This is a genomic window from Polynucleobacter sp. MWH-P3-07-1, assembly GCF_018687555.1.
In the GTDB taxonomy this organism is placed as follows: domain Bacteria; phylum Pseudomonadota; class Gammaproteobacteria; order Burkholderiales; family Burkholderiaceae; genus Polynucleobacter.
Genome location: NZ_CP061296.1, coordinates 484,493 through 510,816, shown reverse-complemented (window position 1 = coordinate 510,816; position 26,324 = coordinate 484,493). Strand labels below are relative to the sequence as shown.

At 47.3% G+C, this 26,324-nt stretch carries 22 protein-coding genes and 2 tRNA genes; 7 read left to right on the top strand and 17 right to left on the bottom strand.

The features are described 5' to 3' along the window. Position 1: 1 nt before the first annotated feature. From ICU98_RS02715 to ICU98_RS02685, 7 genes are all read right to left on the bottom strand, one after another. Positions 2-790 (bottom strand): phosphate ABC transporter substrate-binding protein, encoded by a 789-nt coding sequence (locus tag ICU98_RS02715; protein ID WP_215352641.1) that lies wholly within the window; start codon positions 788-790, stop codon positions 2-4. Next, complete coding sequence (locus ICU98_RS02710) at positions 791-1,564, bottom strand: DUF4239 domain-containing protein (protein WP_215272233.1); 774 nt, start codon at positions 1,562-1,564, stop codon at positions 791-793. It abuts the gene before it with no gap. A gap of 48 nt (positions 1,565-1,612) precedes the next feature. Beyond that, a complete protein-coding gene (locus tag ICU98_RS02705) occupies positions 1,613-5,047 on the bottom strand; it encodes an S-layer family protein (RefSeq protein WP_215352639.1) in 3,435 nt (1,144 codons plus the stop codon). Between the two features lie 268 nt (positions 5,048-5,315). Beyond that, positions 5,316-5,405 (bottom strand) — tRNA-Ser (locus ICU98_RS02700). Between the two features lie 35 nt (positions 5,406-5,440). Beyond that, the gene (serS, locus tag ICU98_RS02695) at positions 5,441-6,763 is read right to left on the bottom strand and encodes a serine--tRNA ligase (protein WP_215352638.1); all 1,323 of its coding nucleotides are present in this window, start codon (positions 6,761-6,763) and stop codon (positions 5,441-5,443) included. A gap of 58 nt (positions 6,764-6,821) precedes the next feature. After that, positions 6,822-7,493 (bottom strand): outer membrane lipoprotein carrier protein LolA, encoded by a 672-nt coding sequence (locus ICU98_RS02690; protein WP_215352637.1) that lies wholly within the window; start codon positions 7,491-7,493, stop codon positions 6,822-6,824. 9 nt (positions 7,494-7,502) lie between these two features. Then, on the bottom strand, positions 7,503-9,806 hold the full coding sequence (locus ICU98_RS02685) for a DNA translocase FtsK (RefSeq protein ID WP_215352636.1): 2,304 nt from the start codon (positions 9,804-9,806) through the stop codon (positions 7,503-7,505). Between the two features lie 39 nt (positions 9,807-9,845). Here ICU98_RS02685 and trxB point away from each other — a divergent pair, with 39 nt between their 5' ends. After that, positions 9,846-10,802, top strand: coding sequence for a thioredoxin-disulfide reductase (trxB, locus tag ICU98_RS02680; protein WP_215352635.1), 957 nt, complete (start codon positions 9,846-9,848; stop codon positions 10,800-10,802). Positions 10,803-10,888: 86 nt separating this feature from the next. On the opposite strand, the gene ICU98_RS02675 is transcribed toward trxB, so the two are convergent. Beyond that, positions 10,889-12,946 (bottom strand): sodium-translocating pyrophosphatase, encoded by a 2,058-nt coding sequence (locus ICU98_RS02675; protein ID WP_215335368.1) that lies wholly within the window; start codon positions 12,944-12,946, stop codon positions 10,889-10,891. A gap of 164 nt (positions 12,947-13,110) precedes the next feature. On the opposite strand from ICU98_RS02675, the gene ppa reads away from it, so the two are divergent. The 3 genes from ppa to ICU98_RS02660 all read left to right on the top strand — a co-directional run bounded on the left by ppa (position 13,111) and on the right by ICU98_RS02660 (position 15,709). Beyond that, on the top strand, positions 13,111-13,653 hold the full coding sequence (gene ppa, locus ICU98_RS02670; protein ID WP_215352634.1) for an inorganic diphosphatase: 543 nt from the start codon (positions 13,111-13,113) through the stop codon (positions 13,651-13,653). An 18-nt stretch (positions 13,654-13,671) separates the two neighbouring features. Further along, positions 13,672-15,291 carry an NAD+ synthase gene (locus tag ICU98_RS02665; RefSeq protein ID WP_215352633.1) on the top strand — a complete coding sequence of 540 codons (1,620 nt, stop codon included), beginning with the start codon at positions 13,672-13,674 and terminating at the stop codon, positions 15,289-15,291. Between the two features lie 79 nt (positions 15,292-15,370). Then, positions 15,371-15,709 (top strand): P-II family nitrogen regulator, encoded by a 339-nt coding sequence (locus ICU98_RS02660; RefSeq protein WP_215352631.1) that lies wholly within the window; start codon positions 15,371-15,373, stop codon positions 15,707-15,709. Positions 15,710-15,723: 14 nt separating this feature from the next. Here the strand turns inward: ICU98_RS02660 and ICU98_RS02655 are convergent, their stop codons facing one another. Together ICU98_RS02655 and ICU98_RS02650 are read right to left on the bottom strand one after the other, a co-directional pair. Further along, positions 15,724-16,680 (bottom strand): RodZ family helix-turn-helix domain-containing protein, encoded by a 957-nt coding sequence (locus tag ICU98_RS02655; protein ID WP_215352630.1) that lies wholly within the window; start codon positions 16,678-16,680, stop codon positions 15,724-15,726. A gap of 4 nt (positions 16,681-16,684) precedes the next feature. Beyond that, entirely contained in the window at positions 16,685-17,077 is a 393-nt protein-coding gene (locus ICU98_RS02650) for a RodZ family helix-turn-helix domain-containing protein (RefSeq protein ID WP_215352628.1), read from the bottom strand. A gap of 241 nt (positions 17,078-17,318) precedes the next feature. Here ICU98_RS02650 and ilvD point away from each other — a divergent pair, with 241 nt between their 5' ends. Further along, positions 17,319-19,010 carry a dihydroxy-acid dehydratase gene (ilvD, locus tag ICU98_RS02645; protein ID WP_215352626.1) on the top strand — a complete coding sequence of 564 codons (1,692 nt, stop codon included), beginning with the start codon at positions 17,319-17,321 and terminating at the stop codon, positions 19,008-19,010. A 71-nt stretch (positions 19,011-19,081) separates the two neighbouring features. On the opposite strand, the gene ICU98_RS02640 is transcribed toward ilvD, so the two are convergent. Further along, positions 19,082-19,546 carry a copper chaperone PCu(A)C gene (locus ICU98_RS02640; protein WP_215352625.1) on the bottom strand — a complete coding sequence of 155 codons (465 nt, stop codon included), beginning with the start codon at positions 19,544-19,546 and terminating at the stop codon, positions 19,082-19,084. A gap of 41 nt (positions 19,547-19,587) precedes the next feature. Between ICU98_RS02640 and ICU98_RS02635 the strand changes: the two genes are divergently transcribed. Next, positions 19,588-20,091, top strand: coding sequence for a peroxiredoxin (locus tag ICU98_RS02635; RefSeq protein WP_215352624.1), 504 nt, complete (start codon positions 19,588-19,590; stop codon positions 20,089-20,091). Here ICU98_RS02635 and ICU98_RS02630 read toward each other — a convergent pair whose 3' ends face one another. From ICU98_RS02630 to oxlT, 3 genes are all read right to left on the bottom strand, one after another. Continuing rightward, positions 20,092-21,132, bottom strand: coding sequence for a TonB-dependent receptor (locus tag ICU98_RS02630; protein WP_215352623.1), 1,041 nt, complete (start codon positions 21,130-21,132; stop codon positions 20,092-20,094). A 58-nt stretch (positions 21,133-21,190) separates the two neighbouring features. After that, positions 21,191-21,556 (bottom strand): DUF2946 domain-containing protein, encoded by a 366-nt coding sequence (locus tag ICU98_RS02625; RefSeq protein WP_215352622.1) that lies wholly within the window; start codon positions 21,554-21,556, stop codon positions 21,191-21,193. A 79-nt stretch (positions 21,557-21,635) separates the two neighbouring features. Then, positions 21,636-22,835: an oxalate/formate MFS antiporter gene (oxlT, locus tag ICU98_RS02620; RefSeq protein ID WP_251365403.1), complete on the bottom strand. Its 1,200-nt coding sequence runs from the start codon at positions 22,833-22,835 to the stop codon at positions 21,636-21,638. 100 nt (positions 22,836-22,935) lie between these two features. On the opposite strand from oxlT, the gene ICU98_RS02615 reads away from it, so the two are divergent. Then, a complete protein-coding gene (locus tag ICU98_RS02615; RefSeq protein WP_215352621.1) occupies positions 22,936-23,106 on the top strand; it encodes a hypothetical protein in 171 nt (56 codons plus the stop codon). Between the two features lie 261 nt (positions 23,107-23,367). Here the strand turns inward: ICU98_RS02615 and ICU98_RS02610 are convergent. The 3 genes from ICU98_RS02610 to ICU98_RS02600 form a co-directional block, all read right to left on the bottom strand. Further along, positions 23,368-23,443 (bottom strand) — tRNA-Thr (locus tag ICU98_RS02610). Positions 23,444-23,460: 17 nt separating this feature from the next. After that, positions 23,461-23,931 carry a DUF1854 domain-containing protein gene (locus tag ICU98_RS02605; RefSeq protein ID WP_215353053.1) on the bottom strand — a complete coding sequence of 157 codons (471 nt, stop codon included), beginning with the start codon at positions 23,929-23,931 and terminating at the stop codon, positions 23,461-23,463. Between the two features lie 2 nt (positions 23,932-23,933). Beyond that, complete coding sequence (locus ICU98_RS02600; RefSeq protein ID WP_215352620.1) at positions 23,934-26,282, bottom strand: ABC transporter ATP-binding protein; 2,349 nt, start codon at positions 26,280-26,282, stop codon at positions 23,934-23,936. Positions 26,283-26,324 lie beyond the last annotated feature (42 nt).

Genomic DNA, 26,324 nt, shown 5'->3' with positions numbered 1-26,324 from the left:
CCTATCCAGTAACGATGGGCACTAGGCCATTTTGTTTAATTAAGGCCTGCCCCTTGGTAGGACTCAAGCAGTAATCAATAAATTGCTTCACGTGATCCGAGGTTTGCTCAGGAGCAATCAACATCAGATTATTACGAATCGGATACTGATTAGTACTGAGGTTCTCATAACTTGGCAGAAAGTCATTAACAGATAGCACTTTCAGATTCGCTTTACCTAAGAATGTTGTACTGACATAGCTAATACCCAAGGGGTCTTTCAGTAAATTGGCAAACAACTCTTTATGGTCGTTGACAATTTGCGCGCCCAGGGTAATGTGTTCTTTGCCTACTACTAGTCTTTTCCAGGGCTCATAGGTGCCCCGTTGCGGATGATGGCTGTACACATTAATCTTGCCTGATAACTTACAGAGTTCATTCCAGTTATTCAGTCTGCCTGTGAAAATATCTCTCAGTTGAACCAAAGTCAGATTGGTAATGGGATTCGATGCATTCACAATCACAGCAATGCCGTCATAAGCAATATTGATCGATCGAACTGCGTGCTTATGGGCATTAGCCCAAATTTCCATATCTTCAGGCATAGCGCCTGATGCCATGCCAATGTCTGCTGTGCCATCCAAGACAGACTTATAGCCAGCGCTGGTTCCACCGCCCAACAAAGGTAAACCGACACTGGGATATTCATCCATATACTGCAAACCAACGGCTTGCATGGGGCCGAGCAAGGTGGTTGAACCTCGTAACTGAATGTATTGCGTAATGGCGTTGCCGGCGCTGACGTCGGTCATCTAGGCCCCCAGCAATGGCAAGATGCGTGCAATCGGCTCTGAAGTCACCTGGCTTTCGCCCAAGAAAATCCCCTCTAGTGCAATCAATAAAGTCAGCAATAGCGAGACGCCAATACTCACTCCAGCAACATGGGCCACCATTTTCTGTAAGGGATTCTGAAACCAGCCAAACACGATGAGCATCGTGATCGAGACAATTAAGGCTTGCGATAAATAATGGGGTAACTCTAAATGACTAGCGGATAAACGCGCTTCTCGTACATCCGATAGTTGCGTTAAGGAGCTTAAGATTTCAGAGCGAGCCAGTTGCTGCACTGAGGTTTTCGGATCCAATAGCCGTATGCCCTGAGTCAGATCAATTAATTTATTAGAAGAGTCTTCACTTCTCTCACGCTGACTCATCTTAGGCCACTCATCAACCACCAATGAATTCGCATAATCTTTTAGATCATTACGCAGTTCTGCAGCATCTCTGCCGCCATAGCTCACGAGCGCTCGATTAAGCTTCACAATCACTGCGGATTCTCTAGAAACCAAATCTTCTACGTTGCGGTGATCCCCTTGGACTCGTACCAACGAGAAAGCAATTAACAGTAAAGTAATCGAGGTGAAGAGCTTAAAGCCCTCCTCTGCACCCTTTGCAAAATGCTCACTGGGATTGAGTTGATATTTCCAACGGATGTACCAAGGAATACCCGTTGAGAACAGCAAGCCGACCAAGATGAGGAGTAAGCCATCAACAATATTGGAGGCGGAATGCAGAAATTGAATCATGCTCAAAAAGAACCATTTAAGTGAATAAAGTCCTACTAGATCTGTATCTTACAGTCCAATCAGTATATTCATTGTGGCGGTAAGGTTCGTGGACTCCAGACTTTCCTTATAAGCATTCGAAAGATGGGATTGGCCTACGTGGTTGATCCCTGAATTTGTTGTAGATGGCACGCTGTCATAGGACGCGGATAGACCATCAGACGCAGAGGTGGGCAATCCTACTACCGCTAAAGCAGGTCCTGCGTTACCCATGATGCCGCCAAGAGGGTCATTGGCTGCATTGACCGGAAATCCTGGATTTTTAGTGGCAGTCTGGACCCGAGCAGCATATTTGCCCTGATAAGCATTGACCTGAGCTGGAGCTGGCTTGTTGGTAGGGGCTTGATTGCTGCTTGGTAGACCATTGGCATATTTACCCGCGTAGGCTGGTTTCGGAGCGCCCTGCTGATCTTTGCCCCCGTTTTGGCTATTGGCATTGGGCTGACCCTGAGGTGGTGGATTGGATCCATTTGGGTTAGGTCCGTTTTGGCTATTGCTTTGTCCATTGGGTGCTAGAGGACGACCGTTAGGGGTTTGGCCATTCACAGGCTGCCCATTCACAGCCTGCCCATTTGCAGCGACTACTGTTGAGCCAGGAGGTGGTGGGGCAGAGCCCTGGGAACCGCTAGCTCCAGGAGGGCCGCCAGCCATTGAAGTAGGCTCGCCGCCGGGCGGGCTTGGCGCAGGAGCGGCTGGAGGCGGTGCAAAACCAAGATTGGGGCCAAGAGGACCAAGTGTTGTGCCGGGGCCATTAGCCCCAGGGGGTGGGCCAAACAACAAACTGATCAAGCTGTTTGCAGGGTTCGAGGTTGGATCTGATTGAGATCCTTGAGGACCTTGAGGTCCCATAGGATTCAATGAAACCACGCTTAATGTCATTGGGTTAGGTAGATTCTGCTGCAAACCTTGGCTAACTAAAGTTGTTATTGGAGGGAGATAAGCGGATGCTTGAGTAGCTAAGGTACCCGTCACTTGACTTGCTCTGCCAGCAACATACTGAGTTGCATCAATAATTGATGAAGCATCAATACCAAAGTAATCAGCATTTGTTAATACACCAGCTGATGTAAGAGTGTTGATTGAAATGCTTCCCGAACCCAAGTATCCGTGAGCCAATAGATCAGAGGTATGAAATTGAATATTCCCACTATCCGCAATAATATTAATGTGACCGCCGCCACTTCCTGCGGAATTATTCGCACTTTGAGCCTGTAATACAGAGTTTGTTAACCAGAGGAGCCCAGTGCGGGCATGCAAGTTAACACTACCGCCTAAGCTGACACCATCAGTTATGAACGTACCCGTGTTTGAAGTGATGTTGCCATAGGCATCCAAGGTTACATTACCCCCAATTCCGTTAGCGCCAATGGCGAGTAAACCCGTGTTTTGAATAGTGATACTACCGTTACTGGATGTAACGGATATTGAGCCCCCCATTCCATTAGAACCATTAGCCTTTAAAGAAGCATTTGTAAAGCTACTGTCGCTCGCAGACGTGATATTAATTGCGCCCCCAGTATTGACACCATTAGTTTCGATAACTCCCTGATCAACGAACGAGCCAGTGCTAGTAATATAAATTGCTCCGACGGCACCACCTGTTGCAGTACCGTCTGCAGAAACTACGCCGCCATTATTAATCGTAATTTGATTAGCGTTCAAAGTAATTGAGCCGCCAGATGAGTTAACGCTGGTCGCTGACAAGGTGCCGTTAATATAGATTGCTTGAGCCATCAGAGAGATCAGGCTTAGAAGTGACGAACCAGATTGACTCGTCGTCAGAATAGATCCTGAAGCAGTAATCGAGGTGACAGCTTGCACTGTAACCTGAGTAGCAGAAATGCTAAATCCAGAATTTAAATAAGCAATAGAGCTATTAATGATTACATTTAAATTCTGTCCACTAATGTTTGCGTTTAGGTTAAAGATTCCCGTGGATGTTAATGTCAGGGTAGTCAAGTTTTGACCTAGCTTAATAATATCCGCACCTACAGTGAGATTACCTGTACTACCTGAACATGCGCCATACCCTTGGCCGCAGACTGTTGAGCTATTCACATCAACCACAACGTTGTTGTTAGCTAAAGCAGCCCCGATAGTACCTGCACCTAGGGTATTAATGAAAATATCGGTAGGATCAAGCAGCCACGTTCCAGCTTTACCATTAGGGGCGCTGGTATTCATTTGTACAGTACTTGCAAAATCTACTGCGCCTTTTGAGCTGGTTTCAATAAATCCACCGTTACCAGATAAAGCACCACCCATGGCTTGCAAGATACCTGCAACGGAGGTCTTGACTTGCGACCAAATCGAAATGATGCCGCCATTACCGGCTTGCGTTGCAGAGGTATTGACTACTGCACCACTCTGAATGGTGACTGTCTGCGCCATCGTATTGTTCTGGCTTGCCAGCGCAGCATTGTTTGCTGAGACCGCTTGGGCTTGGGCAATACTTAAAGCGCTAGGGCTAGCAACGTTCACTTGGCTACCACCTGTCACAGCGGTATTACCTAAGCCAATATTGACTTGGCCACCGCCCCTCACTCCAGTGGCACTAGTCGTGGAGTTGCTTGCCAAAGTAATGTTGTTACCAACCAAATTGATTTGACCACCAGTGCTATTAGCACCCGCACCATTGCTGGAGATATTGCCTGCTTGATTCAGCGTAGCAGCAACAATCTCAATCACACCACCATTTTTGACAATACTCGATGCAGAAATCGTGCCAGTGTTATTAATCACGCTAGCCATCAGTTGATTGGCATCTCCTGCAGCCATAATGACCAGACCACTGGGTGCCTCGATCGCATGCTTATTCTGAATCATGGCGTTATAAATGCCTTGATCGACCCTCAGTGAGATTAGTGCTTGCCCCTGAAAGTTCAGAGTAATTTGTTTACCGGCACCAATGGCTACTGTTGAATCTTTTTGTGCAATCAAGAAGCCTTGGTTACGCACCTCTGGAGCCAAGAGCGCGATATAGCCGCCCTCTGCAGTAGAGGTAATCGTACCTTTGTTCACAATCTTGCCAGTACCGTCACCGAAATAGGTGTTGTTGCCGGCCATGAATTCTTTATCAGCCAGGTTTAGAGTAGAGGCAACAACGCCAGGCGCATTAACTTCCGCGCCTCTACCAAATGTCACTCCACTACTGTTTATTAAGATAACTTGACCATTGGCATTAATAGCGCCATTGATGACTGATGCAGATCCACTCGTGACTCGATTGAGAATAACTGCCTGTGCATTGGGTTGATTAAAGTTAACGGTAGCGTTAGAACCCACGTTAAAGGAGTTCCAATTAATCACTGCGCGTTGTGAGGTCTGATTGACATTCATGACAGCAGATTGTGGAGTGCTTGTACTTGCAATCGTTGCACTCCCTGCGGCAACTTGTCCACCAGTTGGCAGGGTATTCGGGGCAATATTTGACCCACCTGCCATTGCGACATCTAAGGCAAGAAGAGAAATAAGGAAGAGGCACGATTGCCGTGCAGTTTTCTTAAGCACGATAAATTCTGAGTACAAAACTTTTGAAGCTGACTAAATATGTCTAATGCAGTACGTCTTTTCACAAAGCGCTAGCAAATGCTGTTGTTGGAGAATGACAGCCAAATGGGATAATTAAGCAGACACTGCTCTTTAAACTATTTTAGTAGGATTTGGGGTTATCTGCTATCAAAAGCTAGAAGTAATAAGGGGGTCAATTGGTTGGCGGAGAGGGAGGGATTCGAACCCTCGGTAGGTTTGACCCTACGCCTGATTTCGAGTCAGGTACATTCGACCACTCTGCCACCTCTCCGAACCGAAAGGCAATTATAGCTTTTGGGGGATTCTCTAGAAGATTGGCTTCAGAATGGCCTGATTACCTAAATACGGCTGCAATGCCTTAGGAATGGCGATACTGCCATCCACTTGCTGTTTGTTCTCGAGCAAAGCCACTAATGCTCTACCCACTGCCAAGCCAGAGCCGTTTAGGGTGTGCACTAGTTCGGGTTTTGCTTGACCATCTTTAAATCGGGCTTGCATACGTCTTGCTTGAAAGTCGCCCATATTGGAGCATGAGCTAATTTCTCGATAAGCACCTTGTGAAGGGACCCATACTTCCAGATCGTAAGTCTTCGTACTACCGAATCCCATATCACCAGTGCAGAGCAATACTTTTCTGTAGGGCAACTCCAGCAGTTCCAGGATTTTCTCGGCATGACCTGTGAGCTCTTCAAGCGCTTGCATTGAATCTTGGGGTTTTGCAATTTGCACCAACTCCACTTTGTCAAACTGATGTTGCCGAATCATACCGCGCACATCTCGACCATAGCTTCCAGCTTCAGATCTAAAGCATGGGGTATGGGCAACATACTTCATTGGCAAGTGATCAGCATTGACGATTTCATCGCGGACTAAATTGGTGACGGGCACTTCAGCTGTCGGAATGAGATAAAAGTTTTCAATGCGCTCTTCTTCGCCACCTTCTGCTGATTGGGCACCGCCCATTTTTCTGGGAACTTTGAAGAGATCTTCTTCGAACTTCGGTAACTGACCAGTACCACGCATCGATGCAGCATTGACCATATAGGGTGTATAGATCTCTTGGTAGCCATGCTGAGAGGTATGGGTATCGAGCATGAACTGCGCTAAGGCGCGATGCAATCGCGCAATCGGCCCCTTCAGCACTGCGAAGCGAGAGCCGCTAATTTTGGCTGCGACTTCAAAGTCCAAACCTAAAGGTGCGCCGAGATCCACGTGGTCTTTAATCTCAAAATCAAAAATAGGTTCTTGTCCCCAACGTTTGACTTCTTGGTTCTCAGTTTCGTCCTTGCCAGCTGGAACACTCTCATCGGGTAAGTTCGGAATACCCATGAGGAAGTCCGCAATTTCAGCTTGCAGAATAGCTAAGCGGCTAGCGCCTGCTTCCATGTCAGTATTGACTTGGCCAGCTTCTGCCAACTCCGCACTAGCATCTTCGCCCTTGCCTTTTTTCATACCAATGGCTTTTGCCAATTGATTGCGTTTGGCTTGTAATTCTTCGGTACGGGTTTGCAAAGACTTGCGCTCTGTTTCTAGGGTGTTGAATTTCTCAACATCGAGCTTAAATTTACGCGCTAGTAAGCGCGCCTCTACCGAAGCAATATCTTTACGAAGTAATTGGGGATCAATCATTTTTTACGATCTTTAAATACTGAATTTATCTTATTAGTCTTGATAGCCTCATCAGGCTCTAGTTTAAGCGCAAGACCTCAGCGCCTTGGGGTGGCTTAAACACAAAGCGACTGGGGGCAATATTGATATTGAGCTGAATTTGGCTCAGGGTCACTAAAACCAAGCTACCCAAGCCATCGGTCAGCTCTAGCGCCTTTGGCAAACCATCGACCATGCCAATAGAAATCTTCGTATACGGCAAGTCACCACCTTTGGTATTGGGATCTTTCTTGGGTTGCAGGTCGACCCATTTCATGCCGAGGCGTTCTTGCCCTTCGACTAAATCAAAGTGTTGATCGAGGGAAGTTTCGCCAAACAGAATAGCTGCTGGAGTCGTTGCTAGTGCCTGACCGCTCGGTCTGAAGGTAGCTTGGTTTAAATCTTTATCCCACAAAATAAGTTGTTTGCCATCAGCAATTAGTTTTTGCTCATAGGGTTTTTGTGTATCCCAAATAAAACGCCCGGGACGCTGAAATACAAAATGACCTTGGGTTTGGCGCACCACTTTTAACCCTTTATCTTTGGGCTCATCACCACGAGGCGTGCGGAGTTGTTGCTGCACAAAATCCCCTTCAGCAGTTTTGGAGTTGCGCACAAATTGACGGAGTTGATCTGCAGCGGAATCATCTGCATACACATTAGCAGAGGCGCATACTGCCGCAAGAAATACTGCTGAAATGATTTTGAACAAGGGATCTCTTTACTCGGGAGCGCGCATCAGGATTTCACGGTTACCGCTACCGCTCATCTTCGATACCAAGCCGGCTTTTTCCATATCCTCAAGCAGGCGAGCAGCGCGGTTGTATCCAATGCGTAAATGGCGTTGTACTAATGAGATCGAAGCACGTTTGTTTTCTAGAACGATAGCAACGGCTTGGTCGTACAAAGGATCGGCTTCTCCACCACCGCCACCGCCAAGGACATCCATATTAGATTCATCAGCGCCTTCGAGAACACCCTCGATATAGTTAGGCTCGCCCTTCTCCTTGAGCCACTCTACGACACGATGCACTTCATCATCCGACACAAAAGCACCATGGACCCGAATCGGCAAACCGGTACCTGGAGCCATATACAGCATATCGCCCATACCTAAGAGAGCTTCAGCGCCCTGCTGATCCAAAATGGTTCGACTATCAATCTTGCTGCTCACTTGATAGGAAATTCGCGTTGGTACGTTGGCTTTAATCAAGCCCGTAATCACGTCGACGCTAGGACGTTGTGTTGCTAATACCAAGTGAATACCTGCCGCACGCGCCTTTTGAGCAATCCGCGCAATCAATTCTTCAATCTTTTTGCCGGAGACCATCATGAGGTCTGCCAACTCATCGATCACAATCACAATGACTGGTGCTTTATAGATGGGCTCTGGATCTTCTGGGGTCAAGCTAAATGGATTAGTGAGCTTCTCACCTTTCTCCTCGGCTTCAGAAATCTTCTTATTAAAGCCTGCGAGATTACGCACACCAAACTTACTCATGAGTTTGTAACGACGATCCATCTCCACCACCGCCCAATTGAGTGCGTTGTAGGCATGTTTCATATCTGTGACTACTGGGCATAGCAGATGTGGAATCTTGTCGTACATCGCCATCTCCAACATCTTGGGATCAATCATGATCAAGCGTACTTCGTCAGGCTTTGCCTTGAAGAGCAAGGACAGAATCATGGCATTGATACCCACTGACTTACCAGCACCGGTGGTACCGGCTACCAAACAGTGCGGCATCTTAGCTAGGTCAGCCACCATCGGGCTGCCCGAGATGTCTTTACCGAGAGCCAAGGTGAGTAAAGAGTGGTTATCGTTATAAACCTGCGAAGTCAGAATCTCAGACAGGTAAACCGATTGACGTGTTGGATTAGGTAATTCCAAAGCCATGCAGGTTTTACCTGGAATGGTTTCGACAACCCGCATACTCACTACGCCGAGTGAACGGGCTAAGTCACGCGAGAGGTTGACGATCTGACTACCCTTCACGCCCACCCCCGGATCAATCTCGTAACGAGTGACTACCGGGCCGGGGTAAGCAGCAATGACTTTCACCTCGACATTAAATTCTGCCAGCTTGCGCTCGATCAAACGGGAAGTAAATTCCAGCACATCAGCAGAGATGGTTTCTTTTGCCTCAGGAACAGGATCAAGCAATGCCAAGGGTGGCAACTCTGAATCTGGAATATCCACAAAGAGTGGTTGCTGTTTCTCACGCTCCACCCGGGAGCTTTTGGGAATCTCAACTGGTGCTCGCACAATCTGGACGGGTGCAGCCTCAACTACACGGCCACGAAATTCCTCTACGAATTCTTCGCGCTCTTCAGCAGCAGCTTCACCCAATTTACGATCTTCCTGAGTTTGGCGTCGCTCACGAATCCGGTGGTAACTGAGCTCGGCAAAACGACCGACTTTTTCTGCAACATCCAACCATGAGAAATGCAAGAACAAAGAGAGTCCTGCAAAGAGTCCAAACAACAAAATCAGGGTTGCGCCAGTAAAGCCCAGCGCCATTTGTAAGGGATCACCAATCAGCTCACCCAAGATCCCGCCAGGGGGTCTTGGCAACTGCCAGGACAACGAATGCAAGCGAATGGATTCCAAGCCCATACTGCTCACTAATGTGATGCCAAAGCCCAACCAGCGCATCAGGATCGAATCCGGTTTAGCATTTGGATCTGACGGCAGAGGAATGCTCCAGAGCTCTTTCCAGCCATTTAGGACGCGCCGACCAAATAGAACCACCCACCAATAGGCGGAGATACCAAAGATATAAAGCATTAAATCGGCAATATAGGCACCAAAGCGGCCTCCCAGATTGCGGGGGGTTTCAAAACTGGCGTGTGACCAAGCGGGGTCTGCCTTGGAATAGGTGATCAAAATGGCCAATAAACCCAGGCACAAGCCCAGGGAAATGAACCAGCGGACCTCCATCAGGAGGCGGGGCATCCGGCCTGGCCCGACATTATCTGGGGGTAGGGATTTCTGAGGCTTTGGATATGCGGTTCTTGCCATGTTCTACCGATTGTAAACAAGCAAACCTATAATTTGAATATGACTACTAATAATCCAAAACACTCCAAAGTTCTTATTCTCGGATCTGGCCCTGCAGGGTATACCGCAGCGGTTTATGCGGCCCGAGCCAATCTCAAGCCTACCCTCATTACTGGCCTGGCTCAGGGGGGTCAATTGATGACCACAACTGATGTCGAGAACTGGCCAGCCGATCCCAATGGGGTCCAGGGCCCAGAGCTGATGGACCGCTTTTTGAAGCATGCTGAGCACTTCAATACCGAGATCATTTTTGACCATATCCATACAGCAGCCCTGTCCGAGAAACCCATCCGGCTGGTTGGCGACTCTGGCACTTATACCTGCGACGCCCTGATTATTTGTACCGGTGCCTCCGCTCAATATCTTGGCTTACCCAGCGAAGAAGAATTTATGGGCAAAGGGGTATCAGGATGCGCAACTTGTGATGGCTTTTTCTATCGCAATCAAGATGTGTGCGTCGTTGGTGGCGGCAATACTGCAGTCGAAGAGGCGCTCTATCTCACTGGTATTGCCAAGAAGGTCACCGTAATTCATCGTCGCGATAAATTCCGTGCTGAGCCGATTCTGAATGATCGCTTAATGGCGAAAGTTGCTGAGGGCAAAGTAGAACTCAAACTCAATTCCACGCTCGAGCAAGTCTTGGGCGATGACAAAGGGGTTACTGGCGTCAGAATTAAAAAAGCGGATGGCATCACTGAAGATATTCCAGTGATGGGCGCATTCATTGCGATTGGACATAAACCGAATACCGAACTCTTTGTTGGTCAATTGGATATGAATAATGGTTACATCCAGACCCACTCAGGTTTGACAGGGAATGCAACTGCAACCAATATCCCTGGCGTATTTGCTGCAGGTGACGTGCAAGACCACATTTATCGTCAAGCTATTACCAGTGCAGGTACTGGCTGTATGGCGGCATTAGATGCGCAGCGCTATCTAGAGACGCTTGAATAATCACTCAGATTCTATCAAGAGAAACGCCTAGCATTGCTAGGCGTTTTCTTTTGCCACTCACACAGTGGTGAGTCAAGCGAATTGCATTAATGCACCATTGGCAACAAAGGCACGATGAGCAGTGCCACGATGTTGATGATCTTGATTAATGGATTGACAGCAGGACCAGCGGTATCTTTGTAAGGATCACCAACCGTGTCGCCAGTCACCGCAGCTTTGTGAGCTTCGGAACCTTTGCCACCAAAGTGACCTTCTTCAATATATTTCTTAGCATTATCCCAAGCACCGCCACCAGTACACATGGAGATGGCGACGAATAGGCCCGTCACAATCGTACCCATCAAGAGCCCACCTAATGCAGCGGGTCCGAGAATCAAGCCCACCAGAATCGGGGCAACTACGGGGAGCAATGATGGCACGATCATTTCTTTGATGGCTGCAGAGGTCAGCATGTCAACTGCTTTGCCGTACTCAGGCTTGGATGTGCCCTCCATGATTCCAGGGATATCACGGAACTGACGGCGCACTTCCTCCACCACCGCACCAGCACAACGCCCTACTGCTTCCATCGCCATCGCGCCAAACAAGTACGGAATCATGCCGCCAATGAACAGACCAATGATCACCATGTGATTGGAAAGATCAAATGAGACCTGTTGACCAATGGCTTCTAGCGCATGGGTGTAATCGGCAAAGAGGACTAAGGCCGCTAAGCCAGCAGATCCAATCGCATAGCCTTTGGTCACTGCTTTAGTGGTATTACCAACCGCATCCAATGGATCGGTGATGTCGCGTACCGATTGTGGCAAGCCTGCCATCTCTGCAATACCACCCGCGTTATCGGTAATCGGACCATAGGCATCCAGTGCAACCACGATGCCTGCCATCGATAACATTGCAGTCGCTGCTACGGCAATGCCATAAATACCAGCCAGGTAGTAGGCAGCAAAAATTGCGGCGCATACAAATAGCACTGGGTAGGCAGTAGATTTCATGGAAATACCAAGACCAGCGATGATGTTGGTGCCATGACCTTTAGTAGAGGCTTCAGCAATATGCTGAACAGGCTTGTATTGGGTACCGGTGTAGTACTCAGTAATCCAAACCAAGGCTGCAGTTAAGACTAAGCCGACCGCTGTGCTGCCAAACAAACGCCACTGACTACCAGGAATGCCCAAAGAGTCATCCGGCATGATGTAGTTGGTTGCGAAGTAGAAGGCAATTAAAGAAAGCACACCAGCAATAATCAAGCCTTTATATAAAGCAGGCATGACATTCTTCATCCCAGGCGAAGCTTTTACAAAAGAGCAACCAATGATCGAAGCCAGAATAGAAATTCCGCCTAATACCAATGGATAAATAATGGCCGCAATCGGAGCGCCAGTCACCATCAAGGCGCCGAGTACCATGGTTGCAATGAGTGTCACTGCATAGGTCTCAAATAAGTCAGCCGCCATGCCAGCGCAGTCACCCACGTTATCGCCGACGTTATCCGCAATCACGGCTGGATTACGGGGATCATCCTCCGGAATACCGGCTTCCACCTTACCAACCAAGTCAGCGCCAACGTCTGCACCTTTAGTAAAGATGCCGCCGCCTAGACGTGCAAAGATCGAGATCAAAGAAGAACCGAAGGCTAATCCAATCAGAGGATGCAATACGGCGTTCAGATCTCTACCTGCTCCAATCGAAACGAGGAACATAAAGAAGAGGCCTACACCAAGCAAACCGAGGCCCACGACCAACATACCGGTAATAGCGCCGCCCTTGAAGGCAACATTGAGCGCTTCATTCATACCAATAGTGGCCGCTTGTGCGGTCCGGACATTGGCCTTGACTGAAACATTCATACCAATAAATCCGCAGGCCCCTGACAGAACTGCGCCAACCACAAAACCGATGGCAGTCGCAATATCAAGGAAGAAGACAATCAGCGCCGTGAGAATAATTCCGACAATCGCAATGGTTTTATATTGACGTGCTAAATAGGCTGCTGCACCAAGTTGAATAGCTTCAGCAATCTCCACCATCTTGGCATTACCAGTGCTTTGGCGCAAAATCCAGCCGCGCATCACAAAACCGTAAATCACGGCTATCACACCGCACGCTAAGGCAAAATACAAGCCTAAAGTGACATTACTCATGCTTGAACTCCCTAAAGTTGATTTGTTTTGTTACTTGCGCCTATCGGAACCTGATTTTTAAGGCTTTTGCTCAGAGTCAATAAGCTGCATCAGTATCTAACAGAATTATGACTTTGCTAGTTTGATAAGATCAGGGTATTTACTAATCTTTAATTGGAGTATTTATGAGTTTAGACAAGGTCAAACCTGGCAAGAAAATCCCTGAGAGTTTCAACGTCATTATTGAAATTCCGATGAATGCCGATCCAATTAAATATGAGGTCGATAAAGAGAGTGGCGCAATTTTTGTAGACCGTTTCATGGGTACTGCAATGCACTATCCATGCAACTATGGCTACATCAATAAAACCATTGCAGGTGACGGAGATCCAGTTGACGTTCTCGTCATTACTCCCTTCCCACTGATTCCTGGTGTGGTCGTGAGCTGCCGTGCGATTGGTCTTCTGAAAATGGAAGATGAGGCCGGTCAAGATGCCAAATTATTAGCCGTTCCAGAAGATAAGATTCTGCCGATCTATACCCATTGGCAAAAGCCTGAAGATATCAATCCACTGCGCTTAAACCAAATCCAACACTTCTTTGAGCACTATAAAGATTTAGAAAAAGGGAAATGGGTCAAGGTACAAGGCTGGGGCGGTGTTGCTGATGCCCATCAAGAAATTCTTGAAGGTATTGAGCGCTACAACAAGGAAAACAAGTCAGCCTAAGGCTAACTTGCCATTGGAGTGAGCTCAGGACCAATCGCCCTCGCCCAAATCAACCCGCTCTTGGGTGATTTGAAGGGGAATACTGAGCTCATTCTTCAAGCTGCTAAAGACGCCTTTACTCAAGGCGCAACAGTATTACTAACGCCTGAGCTCTCGCTAACGGGTTACCCCCCTGAAGATTTATTGCTCCGCCCTGCTTTCATTGAGGCCTGTGAGCAGACTTTGCAAGAGCTTACAAAATCGTTGGCGCAGTTTGCTGATCTCACCGTCGTTGTGGGACATCCACAAAAGTCTACGCAGGGCTTACAAAACTCGGCATCGGTTCTGCGTAATGGCAAAGTCATAGCATGCTATGCCAAACAAGAATTACCCAATCATGAAGTCTTTGATGAAGTGCGTTATTTCACACCGGGTAATCAGCCTTGTGTATTTGAAGTCGATGGCGTTCGTTTTGGACTGATTCTGTGTGAAGACGCATGGCATGCTGGTCCAGCACAACAGGCTCACGCTGCAGGAGCACAAATCCTATTGGTGGCCAACGCCTCTCCTTATCACCTCGATAAGGAAACTTTACGGATTAAGGTATTGCGTCAACATATTGCGCTGACCCACATGCCCCTCATTTATTTGAACTCAGTAGGCGGCCAAGATGAATTGGTCTTTGACGGTGGCTCATTTGCACTTAACTCTCAGGGTGAGCTCGTGATGGCCATGCCGCAGTTTGAAACGGGTTTAGGTTTTGTCAAAATGAATGCAGCTCATGATTTAGAGCTAGGCAAGATCACCCCATCACTAAGCATCGAAGCACAAGCCTATCAAGCCCTGGTTTTAGGCGTACGAGATTATGTTCACAAGAATCATTTTCCTGGCGCCATCATTGGTTTATCAGGCGGCGTAGACTCTGCCCTCGTCCTTGCGATTGCAGTAGACGCTTTGGGTGCAGATCAAGTCCGGGCCGTGATGATGCCCTCACGCTATACCGCAGAGATCTCCTGGGTCGATGCTCGTGAGCTTGCTCAGAACTTGGGCGTGCAATACGATGAAATTCCGATTAGCGGATCCGTCGATGCCTTAGAGCATGCACTTGCTGCCCAATTCAAAGGCATGAAACCCGATGCAACCGAAGAAAATATTCAGGCACGAGTCCGCGGCACTCTCTTGATGGCACTCTCCAATAAAACGGGTAGGCTTGTTCTCACCACCGGTAACAAGAGTGAAATGGCCGTAGGCTACTGCACGCTTTACGGCGATATGGCTGGTGGCTTTGCTGTGATTAAAGATATTGCCAAGACTCTGGTCTATCGTCTATGTGCTTATCGCAATCATATTCAGGCAGTCATTCCAGAACGCATTTTGACTCGTGCGCCCTCTGCAGAATTGCGTCCTGATCAAACCGATCAGGATAGTCTGCCATCTTATGAAGTATTGGATGGGATCCTAGAGCGCTATATGGAGCAAAACCAATCTATTGCCCAAATCATCGCCGCAGGTTTTGATCCAGAAAGCGTTGAAAAAGTAACCCGCCTCATCAAGCTTAATGAATACAAGCGCCGCCAATCGCCGCCAGGGGTTCGGGTGACCACCCGTGCATTTGGGCGCGACTGGCGCTACCCTATTACCTCACAATTTAGAGCCTAAATAGCACTGACTTATTACTGTCAAACACGATTGGCAATCTCAGCTCTTATGAGTATGATGAAATCACACCGGAGGATCTATGAAACTCATTACTGCCATTATTAAGCCCTTCAAACTCGAAGAAGTTCGTGAAGCACTTGCTGATGTCGGCGTCAGCGGCATCACCACTACTGAAGTCAAAGGTTTTGGTCGTCAAAAAGGTCACACCGAACTCTATCGGGGTGCAGAGTACCAGGTGGATTTTTTACCCAAGATCAAAATTGAAGTGGTGGTTGCCAGCGATAAATTGGAAGCTACCCTCGAGGCAATTACCAAAGCCGCACATACCGGCAAAATTGGTGATGGCAAGATTTATGTGATTCCGATTGATCACACTATCCGCATTCGCACTGGCGAGACGGGTGAAGCGGCAGTATAAAACTGTTGCTTTACTTAACGCAGCTCTGAATCAGCTTCGCCCTTGACTACATTGAGTGGTGCAGGCTCTAGCATGACGGTGTTAGCAATTGGATTGCTAGGGCGAACTTTCACACCCTGAAAATACAGATCGACTTGTGTTAATCCGGTAGTCAAAACCTTTAGAGGTGCTTTGCCATAAACACTAGCCCCAATTCCGGGCTCTAATTGCTTGGGCTGGCTTTTGCCAGTAGCATCAAGAACACAAACCACCTGCGGAGTCTTGGCGACGAGATAAACCATATCAGCTGATTTCTTGGGCACATCAGTTTTAAAACTAGCAACATTGGTATCCGCTACAGGACATTCTGCAGAAGCAATTGCTAGCGCCGTGCTTGGGGCTGCAGATGAAGCTGCGGGCGGAGTTGCTGAGGTAGTAGGTGCTGGAACAGTCTCCGTCATTTTTTCTGGTGCTGCTGGCGAAGCTGATTCAGCAGGGGTTGCGACCTCTGCCTTCACCTGTTGAGCAGGGGTTTGTGTAGTCTCGCTATTTAGACCAAATAAACTAGACTGCAAACTCACAAAGGCAAACCCAGCGATCGCAACTAAGCCAAGCATCGCTAAACGATGTTTCACTTTGGGTGATTGATTGTCAGAAAGCTTTGGTGTTTTTATGGTTGGGGCGGGGGTTTCCTCCAACTTCACTGCAACTGCAGGCTCGGACTGTTTAGTAACTGGTAAAGCAGAGACCAGATCGCCGAAATCAAACGCTTCTTCTGGGGTGAGCTTCAGAATTTCTGCAACTTTTTTGGCTGCTGTAAATTTAATATTGGTACTATAAAAAGAGTTTTGCCCCCCGTCTTCAATTTGCTCAATCTGGCGCACGGATAGGCAAGTCTTTTGGGATAACTCCTTGATACTCAGACCAAGCTTCTCCCTTGCAGCAGTAAACGCTTCTTTGCAAATCATCGGTGGTACAACTGCGTTTTTCATTTAGTTAAAGCCTGGCTGTATATTTGTCGCGCCGCAAAAGAGAGCTATGGTATCGAGTAGAGCGAGTTGCTTCTCTTTTTTCGCTGGCTTCAATAGTTTCTTGTGGTGTAGGCTCAACAGCTGACTGTTCCATTTGAGAATCTTGATCACCTGCAATATCGGCGCTTTTAAAAATCAATGCCTCATTCAACTTTAAGAGATTGGCTATTTTTTTAGCAGCAGTATTTTTAATCTTCAAACTGTAGAAAGAACTTTGTCCACCATTTTCAATTTGCTCAACTTGCCGCACAGATAGACATGCCTTGGCTGCCAACTCCTGAATACTTAAGCCAAGCGCTTCCCGCGCCTTAATGAAGGCGGCCTGATCAAGCTCTAAAAATTCTGTGGTTATATTCATCAAATCAGATCAATCTAGGACTTTGCTAAACATGGGCACTAAAGATTCTTTTTCCTCGAAATGCAATCAAAAGATAACTCCCTGAAATATAAGCGATAAGTGTTTCATTTCAAAGTAGCCGTTGGGAGGATGCGACCCACCCCTTTTTATATTGCAGTGCAACATAATAGGCTTTATACACATCACGGCACAATAGAGCCTTTACAAATTCAGCAAATATTACTTTTGGAGTACTTAGCAGATGAAACGTCTTAACGAACGCTCAAGCCACGTAACCGAGGGAGTAGCACGTGCTCCGAACCGTTCCATGTATTACGCGATGGGTTATCAGGAAAAAGACTTTTCTAAACCCATGGTAGGCGTAGCGAACGGCCACTCCACGATTACCCCTTGCAATAGCGGCCTCCAAAAACTGGCAGACGCTGCCATCATGGCCCTTGAAGAGGCTGGCGCAAAAGCCCAGGTATTTGGAACACCAACCGTCTCTGACGGAATTGGTATGGGCACCGAGGGTATGAAATACTCCCTCATCTCGCGCGAAGTGATTGCCGATAGCATTGAGACCTGTGTAAATGGTCTTTGGCAAGATGGCGTGGTTGTCATTGGTGGCTGCGATAAAAATATGCCTGGCGGCATGATGGCAATCGCGCGTACCAATGTGCCTGCGATTTATGTTTATGGCGGAACGATTAAGCCCGGTCATTTCAAAGGCAAGGAACTCAATATTGTTTCTGCTTTCGAGGCCGTTGGTGAATTTACATCAGGACGCTTAAGCGAAGAGGATCTCAAAGGCGTAGAGCAGCATGCTTGCCCAGGTAGCGGCTCTTGCGGTGGTATGTATACCGCTAACACCATGAGCTCCTCCTTTGAAGCATTGGGTATGAGCCTGCCCTACTCTTCCACGATGTCTAACGTCGATGAAGAGAAGGTGGTCAGCGCCGCAGAGTCTGCGCGTGTATTGGTAGAGGCCATTAAAAACAATCTGCGTCCACGAGACATCATCACCAAAAAATCGATTGAGAATGCGGTTAGCTTGATCATGGCAGTCGGTGGCTCAACCAATGCCGTTCTGCATTACCTGGCAATCACCAGTGCAGCTGAGATTGATTGGTCGATTGATGACTTTGAAAGAATTCGTAAACGCGTACCAGTGATTGTCGATATGAAACCATCTGGTACATATTTGGCTACCGATTTGCATGAAGCCGGTGGCATTCCCCAAGTTATGAAGATTTTGCTCGATGGCGGACTCTTGCATGGTGATTGCATGACGATTACTGGTAAGACCATTGCAGAAGTATTAAAAGATGTTCCTTCGGTACCCCGCGCTGATCAAAAAGTGATTCGTACTTTAGATAACCCCATGTATAAGCAAGGTCACTTAGCCATCCTAAAAGGAAATATTTCCCCTGAAGGTTGCGTAGCGAAGATCACTGGCTTAAAGAACCCCTCCATTACTGGTCCTGCACGCGTGTTTGATTCTGAAGATGATGCGATGAAAGCCATTATGGCGCAGAAGATTAAGGATGGTGATGTTGTTGTCATCCGCTACGAGGGCCCTAAAGGTGGTCCTGGCATGCGCGAAATGCTTGCTCCCACCTCCGCTCTTGTCGGGCAAGGTCTGGGCGAAACCGTGGGCCTCATCACTGACGGTCGCTTCTCTGGTGGCACCTGGGGTATGGTCGTAGGTCACGTTGCTCCTGAGGCTTACGTCGGTGGCACGATTGCTCTGATTGAGGAAGGTGATTCAGTCACGATTGACGCACACCAGCTACTGATTCAGCTCAATGTCAGTGAAGAAGAAATTGCCAGACGTCGCGCTGCTTGGAAAAAACCCAAGCCACGCTACACCCGTGGCCTGCTGGCGAAATATGCCAGCTTAGCCAGCACTGCTAGCAAAGGTGCGGTAACTGATCTCGATTTAGATCTCTAAGTTGATTGCCTGATCAGCAAAAGAAAAGCCCCTAGCAATAGGGGCTTTTTTCATCACTAGGTTTGAATGACTTAGTGCATATTCATGCCACTGCCAACTGCATTAACCGGCAACTTCACCTCCACCTCACCCGCCTTAGCAAACTTGAGTTTGACTGGCACAGTTTCACCCGCCTTCAATGGTGCTTTGATATTCATCAGCATGATGTGATAGCCGCCGGGTTTGAGATCAACCGAGCCGTTAGCTGGGACAGCGATATCTTTAACCTGTCCCATCTTCATCACATTACCTTCCATCGACATTTGGTGCAGTTGTACTTCGCCAGCTGCAGGAGAGCTGGCTGAAACCAATTGATCTGCAGTGCCACTATTTTCAATCTTCATAAAAGCGCCAGCAGCGGGTTGTCCTGGTGCGGTAGCACGAACATAGGCATTCTCAATCTTGATAGAGCCTACTTTGGCTTCCTGTGCCTGGATGCTCCCAGCCAAAGCCATTAACGCAATGCTGAATAGCCAGCCTGTTTGATTCTTTATCATTACCTTCTCCTTAAATGGAATTTCATGAAATACTCATACAAATGAAACGCGTCTATCAAATTCTTTTTATATTGCTCATTTCTGCTCTAGCGAAAAATGCGCTTGCTGCAATTGAAGTCGGCCAGCCCGCACCCAATATAGAAGGAACACTCATTGATGGCAAGCCCTTCTCGCTCCAAGCCAATAAAGGCAAAGTGGTCTTGGTCAATTTTTGGGCAAGTTGGTGCGAGCCCTGCCGCGAAGAAATGCCCGCTATCGAAGCCTTTCTGAAAAAGAATAAATCCAAAGGATTTGAGGTCCTAGCGATCACAATGGATAAACCTTCAGATATGGAACAAGCAAAACAAATCACGCGAAATTATTCCTTTCTGTTTGCCGAGAAAAAACAAATGGATTACTCAGACTACGGGCGAATCTGGCGTATTCCGAGTACTTTCATTATTGATAAAAATGGCATCCTCAGGAAGAATGGTATGAAAGGTGATGCTACTGTCGATACCAAACTTCTTGAAGAACTCGTTACCCCACTACTAAACGCCCAATAATTAGAAACGCACTCGTACACCCATTGATGCAATATAGGTGGGTACTAACTGATAGCCGTTCACGTTTTGATAAATCGGTAGCTGCACGTTTGCATAGAGCTGGGTTTTATCACTTAGGTTATACAAAGCGCCAGGTGTTAGATATGCCAATGTGCCGCCAGTTGATAGAGTATCCGCGGCAGTTCCGCTATCGACTTTCTTATTTAAGAAATTGATTTGAACAGTGGGCACCCATTTCTCAAAGCCTTGGTAATTAGTACCAATGTTTACATTTAATGCATTGCCTGGCCGATAAGATCCGGAACTTGGGTTACCAAGCGTAGCGAAGCTACTAGGCACATTGGTCGGCTTAACCGCTGCTTGATACTGTAGGTTGGCAAAGTAACCCCAGTTTTCAGTCCGGGGGATAAAACCAAATTTATAAATGCCTCCGATTAAATCGGTTGAACCTGTACCTAGCTGCAGTCCTGGATCAACTGCTTGCGTCTGACCTGCATTATTTGTTGTGACTTGGGAATTGCTTCCTGTCGGCAGCTTCACACCAAACTGAAAACCCCAATCTTTTTCTTCAGAAAACCCAAAGTAGCGCCCAATGATTTTCATATCCCCAAAACCTGAAGCTTGAGAAAGGTAACCATTTCCGGATGGATTACTTGCATTTGCCGCACCATCAGGCGAACCGTCACCAGAGCCAAAAGTACTATGGGTTCTCATGATGTATGGCAAGGATGTGGTGACTCCCCAAGCCTCTCCATCGTTGTAATCCAGAGAGGCGGTTAGATAGTTATTCTGAGTAAAGTTCTCAACCTCAGCACTGGGATTGGCAGCGTTCACAGCTTGCTGAGAAATGCTTTTGGTCCCAGACCAAAGCTTGTTTTGATTGAGTACGTCATAGCGCACATCTAGAGTCCAACCACCAGACATGCCCATTCCCTGAGTACCAATATCGGTATTCAGACTGCAACCACAACTAGCGCAAGCTAACACTTCTGCTACTGGCATAAGAAATGCCATTGCCAATATTAATTTCTTTAATTTCATTTACTGCTCCAACAAGAATTACCCAATGCATAGCAAGTGCTATGCCCTAATGACTAATTTAGGCTTGTACTGGAGGAGCTGCTGAAGGGGGACTTACCCAATTCGCGAGTGGCTTGGGTGATTGATAGAAAAGCGCTGGAAATACAGCGTAAGTTTGAGGTGCATTAACGGAGATGTGACTCTCAAATGATGGGGTAATACTGGCATGAGCAAGACAGTAGGGACAAGCTTGCATTTTGATATCCGCTTTACCAGAATCATCCGACGGCATCTGTACCATCTTGCTGCCGGAGCTGGAGCACACTTCCATTGCAAATCCGTTGACATCGTTGACTGCCGCCAAAGAAATCGCAGGGGCAAGCGCACTCATCAGAATCGATGCAGCAGCGATCCAGTGAACAAGTTTGCGATTGCGGAATGTCATGGTGAAAAGATTTTATCCGAAAATGCATCAGGGGCCCGTAGGCCCCTGATTGCTGATTACTTACCCCTCAATCAAGCAATTAAGGCGTTCCACGTGCATTAGCGGCATCAATAAAGCGCTTGCGGGCTGGTGCCAAAATGAACTTGGCAGTAAAGGCTGCGGTGATAGTCACTACTGCCCCCGCTATAAAGACCGTGTTCCAGTTGCCACCAGCAGAAAGTACTGAAGCAAACGGCACGATTAAAGATGCTGTTCCCTTGGCGGTGTAGAGAGTGCCGGCATTACCAGCCGCATTCTTCACTCCGAAGGTATCTGCGCAAATTGCTGGGAAGATGGAGAAAATCTCACCCCAGAACAAAAAGATCAGAGCTGCAAAGGTCATGAATAGGACTGGGTCATGGCCATAGTTCATCAAACCGAGCATGGCTAAGCCCTCACCAGTGAACACGATAAACATCGTGTTCTCACGACCAATCTTGTCAGAGATAAATCCGCACAGAGGACGTGTGAAACCATTGCAGAGATTGTCGATCGACAAGGTCATGGTGAGCAAAGGCAAGGTTGTACCAAAGAGCATCATTGGTAAAGTAGCCAAGCCATAGTCTTTTGCAATTGGGCCGATTTGGGCTGTTGCCATCAATCCACCAGCTGCAACCACCACAAAGATCACATAGATCAACCAGAACAGTGGCTTTTTAATCATCTGACCCGCGGTGTAATCTACTTTAGTAGTAACAACACGTGGCGCAGCCTGAATGCCTTTTGGTGGAGTAGGCTTAGTCATCAATAAAGCCAAGATGAAAATCAATACACCTTGAGCGATACCAAAGAAGAAGAAGGCTTGCTCGTATCCCTGAGCAATGATCATATTGCCAATGGGAATAACAGTGATTGCAGCACCAGCACCGAAACCAGCGGCAGTAAGACCAGCAGCTAAACCGCGCTTATCTGGAAACCATTTGAGCGCATTACCAACGCAGGTGCCATAAACGCAACCAGCGCCAATACCTGCAACCACTGCAGCGGCATAGAGCATCTCTAAAGAAGTTGCCATACTATCCATGACCCAACCAGCGCCAGCAAAAACTGCGCCAATCATGATCACAATTTTGGGGCCAAACTTGTCTACCATCCATCCTTCAACTGGCACTAGCCATGTTTCAACCACAATGAAAATGGAGAATGAAAGTTGAATTGCGGAAAGCGCCCAATCCGTTTTCACATGAATGGGGTTAACGAATAAAGTCCAGGCGTATTGCAAATTAGCGACAAGGCCCATGCAGATGATGCCGAAAAAAAGCTGTGCCCAGCGGTTATGCCAAGGTTTAGTCACTTACTGTCTCCTCCAAAAATGTTTTTACTATTTTGTAATTTTTATAATGGCTTCACGTATTAAAGTTGCCATTAAAAAGATTCGATTGATTCTCAATCAATCCAACCTAGATAGTATTGACAGTAATCAAGAATTACCAAATTCAGGATTAGTGATTACCCTTGATCGCTCAACCGAGAAAGTGGCAACAAAAAAGCCACCCGAAGGTGGCTTTTAATTAATCTAGTTTGACTAGGAATTACATGCCGCGATAAGCGCCATCAAAATCATAGTGACGAGCTTGCTTTTCAGCGGCTGTCTTTTCTGTGAAAAGTTGATTAATCATGTTGATTAGTTGGGTCATTTGGAATCTCCTAAGGGTTAATACCTAGATTATAACCCTAATAAAATTCCCTTGCCAATCCATGGGAATTTCCCAAAAGAGAGTGCACACAAACATTTAAGTGCTTGATTTAATTAATATTTATCTTATTTTAGGTGGTGCCGCTTGCCGGAATCGAACTGGCGACCTTTTCATTACGAATGAACTGCTCTACCAACTGAGCTAAAGCGGCGATTTGAACTGATGATTTTAACGGAAGCGGTCTAAAAGCTTTTTACTGCCTCTATCCAAGGTGGTTGAGTCCTTGATGAGGAATTGCAAGCCATTAGCATCAGAGATCAAGAGAATATTGCCAGCAATCCGGCGGATATCTTCCTCCCCTTTCAGTCGGATGCGTGTTGGACCACGGTCAGTTTCGATGTCCCAGATGCTGGGAGTAGCAAAAGTAGAGACCTTCACAATTTTCTCAATCACCGGCATAAATTCGCGGGTCGCCAATTCCGCTTCAATCAGTGCAAGTTCGTTTTGAGGAATGGATGCAGTATCAGTAAACCAGCACAACTCCTTACCAGAGGAATCCATCAGGCTGATTCCTGCCGTAATGGCGGTAATCGGAAAAGCGCGCACAGGGTAAATTCCCACATGGCGTTTACCTGACTGATCTATGAACACTAATCTGCCGAGATCATCACGCTCTAATTGATACGTCTGTGTATGCATCATCACACCCCTGCCCCGAGATTTTTTGCAATCACTTGCAAAGACTCTTCTTGGAGGACATCGTTGTTTTCCTCAACAGTGTCACCTATGGCGCCACCCTCCACTAACTCCGCAGCCTGACGAATTTGAGCTTGATAGAGTTGGTAATAGCTACCTTGTGCATCCATCAAAGACTCATGAGTACCGATCTCCACAATCTCACCTTTATCCAACACTACTAAGCGATCTGCCTTGCGCAAGGTAGAGAGACGATGGGCAATCGCAATCGTTGTGCGGCCTTTGACTAAGTTATCGAGCGCCTTCTGAATTTCTTTTTCAGTAGTGGTATCAACCGAAGAGGTGGCCTCATCCAAAATCAGAATGGCTGGATTAATGAGCAGTGCTCGCGCAATCGAGATTCGTTGACGCTCGCCACCCGATAAAGACTGGCCACGTTCACCTACCAGGGAGTCATAGCCCAGAGGTAAACGGAGAATAAATTCATGGGCATGAGCCGCTCTAGCAGCTTCAATGATTTCCTCACGAGTCGCATCAGGTTTGCCGTAGGCAATATTTTCGGCAATCGTGCCGAAGAACAAGAAAGGCTCTTGTAACACTAGGCCAATGCACTTGCGATAGTCTGCAATCCCGATGCTACGAATATCGCGGCCGTCCAGCGCAATCGATCCAGCACTCACGTCATAGAAACGGCAAATCAAATTGACGAGAGTGCTTTTGCCTGAGCCACTATGCCCAACCAGACCCACCATTTCACCGGGAGCAATTTCTAGGTTGATCCCCTTGGTCACTGCGCGATTACCGTAACGGAAACCGACTTCTTTCAGGCTGATGCGGCCCTCAACCTTTGCAAGCGGTGCTGGGTTAATTGGCTCTGGAACACTCGAGACGTGATCCAAGATATCGAAAATACGCTTAGCTCCAGCTGCCGCTTTCTGGGTATGCGAAACAATTCGACTCATTGAATCTAGGCGGATATAAAAGCGGCCGATATAAGCCAAGAAAGCGATTAAGACGCCCACACTGATATGGCGGTGGGCAACTTGCCAGATACCAAAACCCCAGACTACCAACAGGCCTGTTTCAGTGAGCAGAGTGACGGTTGGCGAAAATAACCCCCAAATCCGATTGACACGATCATTGATTTGAAGATTGTGTTTATTCGAGTCAACAAAGCGTTTGAGTTCACGATCCTCTTGCGCAAATGCTTTGACTACACGAATACCCGGGATGGTGTCTGCCAAAATATTCGTCACCTCAGACCAAATCCGGTCGATCTTCTCAAAACCAAAGCGCAATCTATCGCGCACCACATGAATCATCCAAACGATGAAAGGCAAGGGCGCTAAAGTAACCAAAGCCAGCAATGGATCAATCGAAACCAAGATGGCAGCAGTCATCGTGATCATCAAGACATCGGTTGCAAAATCGAGCGCATACAGCGACAAGAAAACGCAGATACGATCAGTCTCAGCGCCAATCCGTGCAATTAAGTCGCCAGTCCGTTTGCCACCAAAATACTCTAAGGACAATTTGAGTAAATGCTCGAAAGTGGTATTGCGGAGATCGGCACCAATCCGTTCGCTGACCAAGGCCAGCAAATAGGTTTTCCACCAACCTAAGCCCCAAGCCAAGAGGGCCGCACCAAAGAGCGCCAGCAAATATAGGCTGGCCAAATGAAAATCAATGGGTTGACCTTTTTCATAAGGGATCAAAATATGATCCATCAAAGGCATCGTGAGATACGGTGGCACTAGAGTGGCACCCGTCGACAATAGCGTCAGCACAAATCCTAAGAGGAGTTTGTTTTTATAGGGTTTAGCAAAGCGCCATAATTTAAATAAGGTCCAAGTAGACGGTGGTGCATCATCTTCAGGATCACAAGTTGGGCATGAATCGGAGTTGGCTGGTTTTGGACTTAAACAAACGGGGCATATTTGTTTGTCGTACTCATTGACAATATGTTCTTCATGCACATGATGCGCTGCATTCATCTTTTTGAAACTGGCTTGCAAACGCAGAACATGCGGATTGACGGCTAAAGTGAAATACCAAATCTTTTCAAGGTGTTGGGGAGTTTCTAATTTGAGATGCCCTACCCCAGCATGGTCGCCATGGACCAAAGTGCACTCAGCAGTAATGGGCCATTGGAGAGCTTCCTTGCCATTAGTCCAAACTAGACTTTTTTCCAGCAATAGCAAAAGACTCTTTTCAAAGCGCAGATGTTGGTCTAGATCGAGCTCAGCCCAGGCTAGTAATTGGCCAAAATCTGCAATCGAAAATGGGAGTTCGCCCAGCACCCCGTCCCAATCATTGGGAAGTTTCAGGGTTTGAGGGGAATTTTCAGGTTTCATTAACTATAAAAGTATAGTGGAGCGTGGGTCTTTTCTATTTAT

Bases quoted from the DNA above. Each gene is read 5' to 3' on its own strand.
- ICU98_RS02715 (WP_215352641.1), bottom strand. From the start codon at position 790: ATGACCGACGTCAGCGCCGGCAACGCCATTACGCAATACATTCAGTTA.
- ICU98_RS02710 (WP_215272233.1), bottom strand. From the start codon at position 1,564: ATGATTCAATTTCTGCATTCCGCCTCCAATATTGTTGATGGCTTACTC.
- ICU98_RS02705 (WP_215352639.1), bottom strand. From the start codon at position 5,047: ATGGCAGGTGGGTCAAATATTGCCCCGAATACCCTGCCAACTGGTGGA.
- serS (WP_215352638.1), bottom strand. From the start codon at position 6,763: ATGATTGATCCCCAATTACTTCGTAAAGATATTGCTTCGGTAGAGGCG.
- ICU98_RS02685 (WP_215352636.1), bottom strand. From the start codon at position 9,806: ATGGCAAGAACCGCATATCCAAAGCCTCAGAAATCCCTACCCCCAGAT.
- trxB (WP_215352635.1), top strand. From the start codon at position 9,846: ATGACTACTAATAATCCAAAACACTCCAAAGTTCTTATTCTCGGATCT.
- ICU98_RS02675 (WP_215335368.1), bottom strand. From the start codon at position 12,946: ATGAGTAATGTCACTTTAGGCTTGTATTTTGCCTTAGCGTGCGGTGTG.
- ppa (WP_215352634.1), top strand. From the start codon at position 13,111: ATGAGTTTAGACAAGGTCAAACCTGGCAAGAAAATCCCTGAGAGTTTC.
- ICU98_RS02660 (WP_215352631.1), top strand. From the start codon at position 15,371: ATGAAACTCATTACTGCCATTATTAAGCCCTTCAAACTCGAAGAAGTT.
- ICU98_RS02655 (WP_215352630.1), bottom strand. From the start codon at position 16,680: ATGAAAAACGCAGTTGTACCACCGATGATTTGCAAAGAAGCGTTTACT.
- ICU98_RS02650 (WP_215352628.1), bottom strand. From the start codon at position 17,077: ATGAATATAACCACAGAATTTTTAGAGCTTGATCAGGCCGCCTTCATT.
- ilvD (WP_215352626.1), top strand. From the start codon at position 17,319: ATGAAACGTCTTAACGAACGCTCAAGCCACGTAACCGAGGGAGTAGCA.
- ICU98_RS02640 (WP_215352625.1), bottom strand. From the start codon at position 19,546: ATGATAAAGAATCAAACAGGCTGGCTATTCAGCATTGCGTTAATGGCT.
- ICU98_RS02635 (WP_215352624.1), top strand. From the start codon at position 19,588: ATGAAACGCGTCTATCAAATTCTTTTTATATTGCTCATTTCTGCTCTA.
- ICU98_RS02630 (WP_215352623.1), bottom strand. From the start codon at position 21,132: ATGAAATTAAAGAAATTAATATTGGCAATGGCATTTCTTATGCCAGTA.
- ICU98_RS02625 (WP_215352622.1), bottom strand. From the start codon at position 21,556: ATGACATTCCGCAATCGCAAACTTGTTCACTGGATCGCTGCTGCATCG.
- oxlT (WP_251365403.1), bottom strand. From the start codon at position 22,835: ATGGGCCTTGTCGCTAATTTGCAATACGCCTGGACTTTATTCGTTAAC.
- ICU98_RS02615 (WP_215352621.1), top strand. From the start codon at position 22,936: ATGGCTTCACGTATTAAAGTTGCCATTAAAAAGATTCGATTGATTCTC.
- ICU98_RS02605 (WP_215353053.1), bottom strand. From the start codon at position 23,931: ATGCATACACAGACGTATCAATTAGAGCGTGATGATCTCGGCAGATTA.
- ICU98_RS02600 (WP_215352620.1), bottom strand. From the start codon at position 26,282: ATGAAACCTGAAAATTCCCCTCAAACCCTGAAACTTCCCAATGATTGG.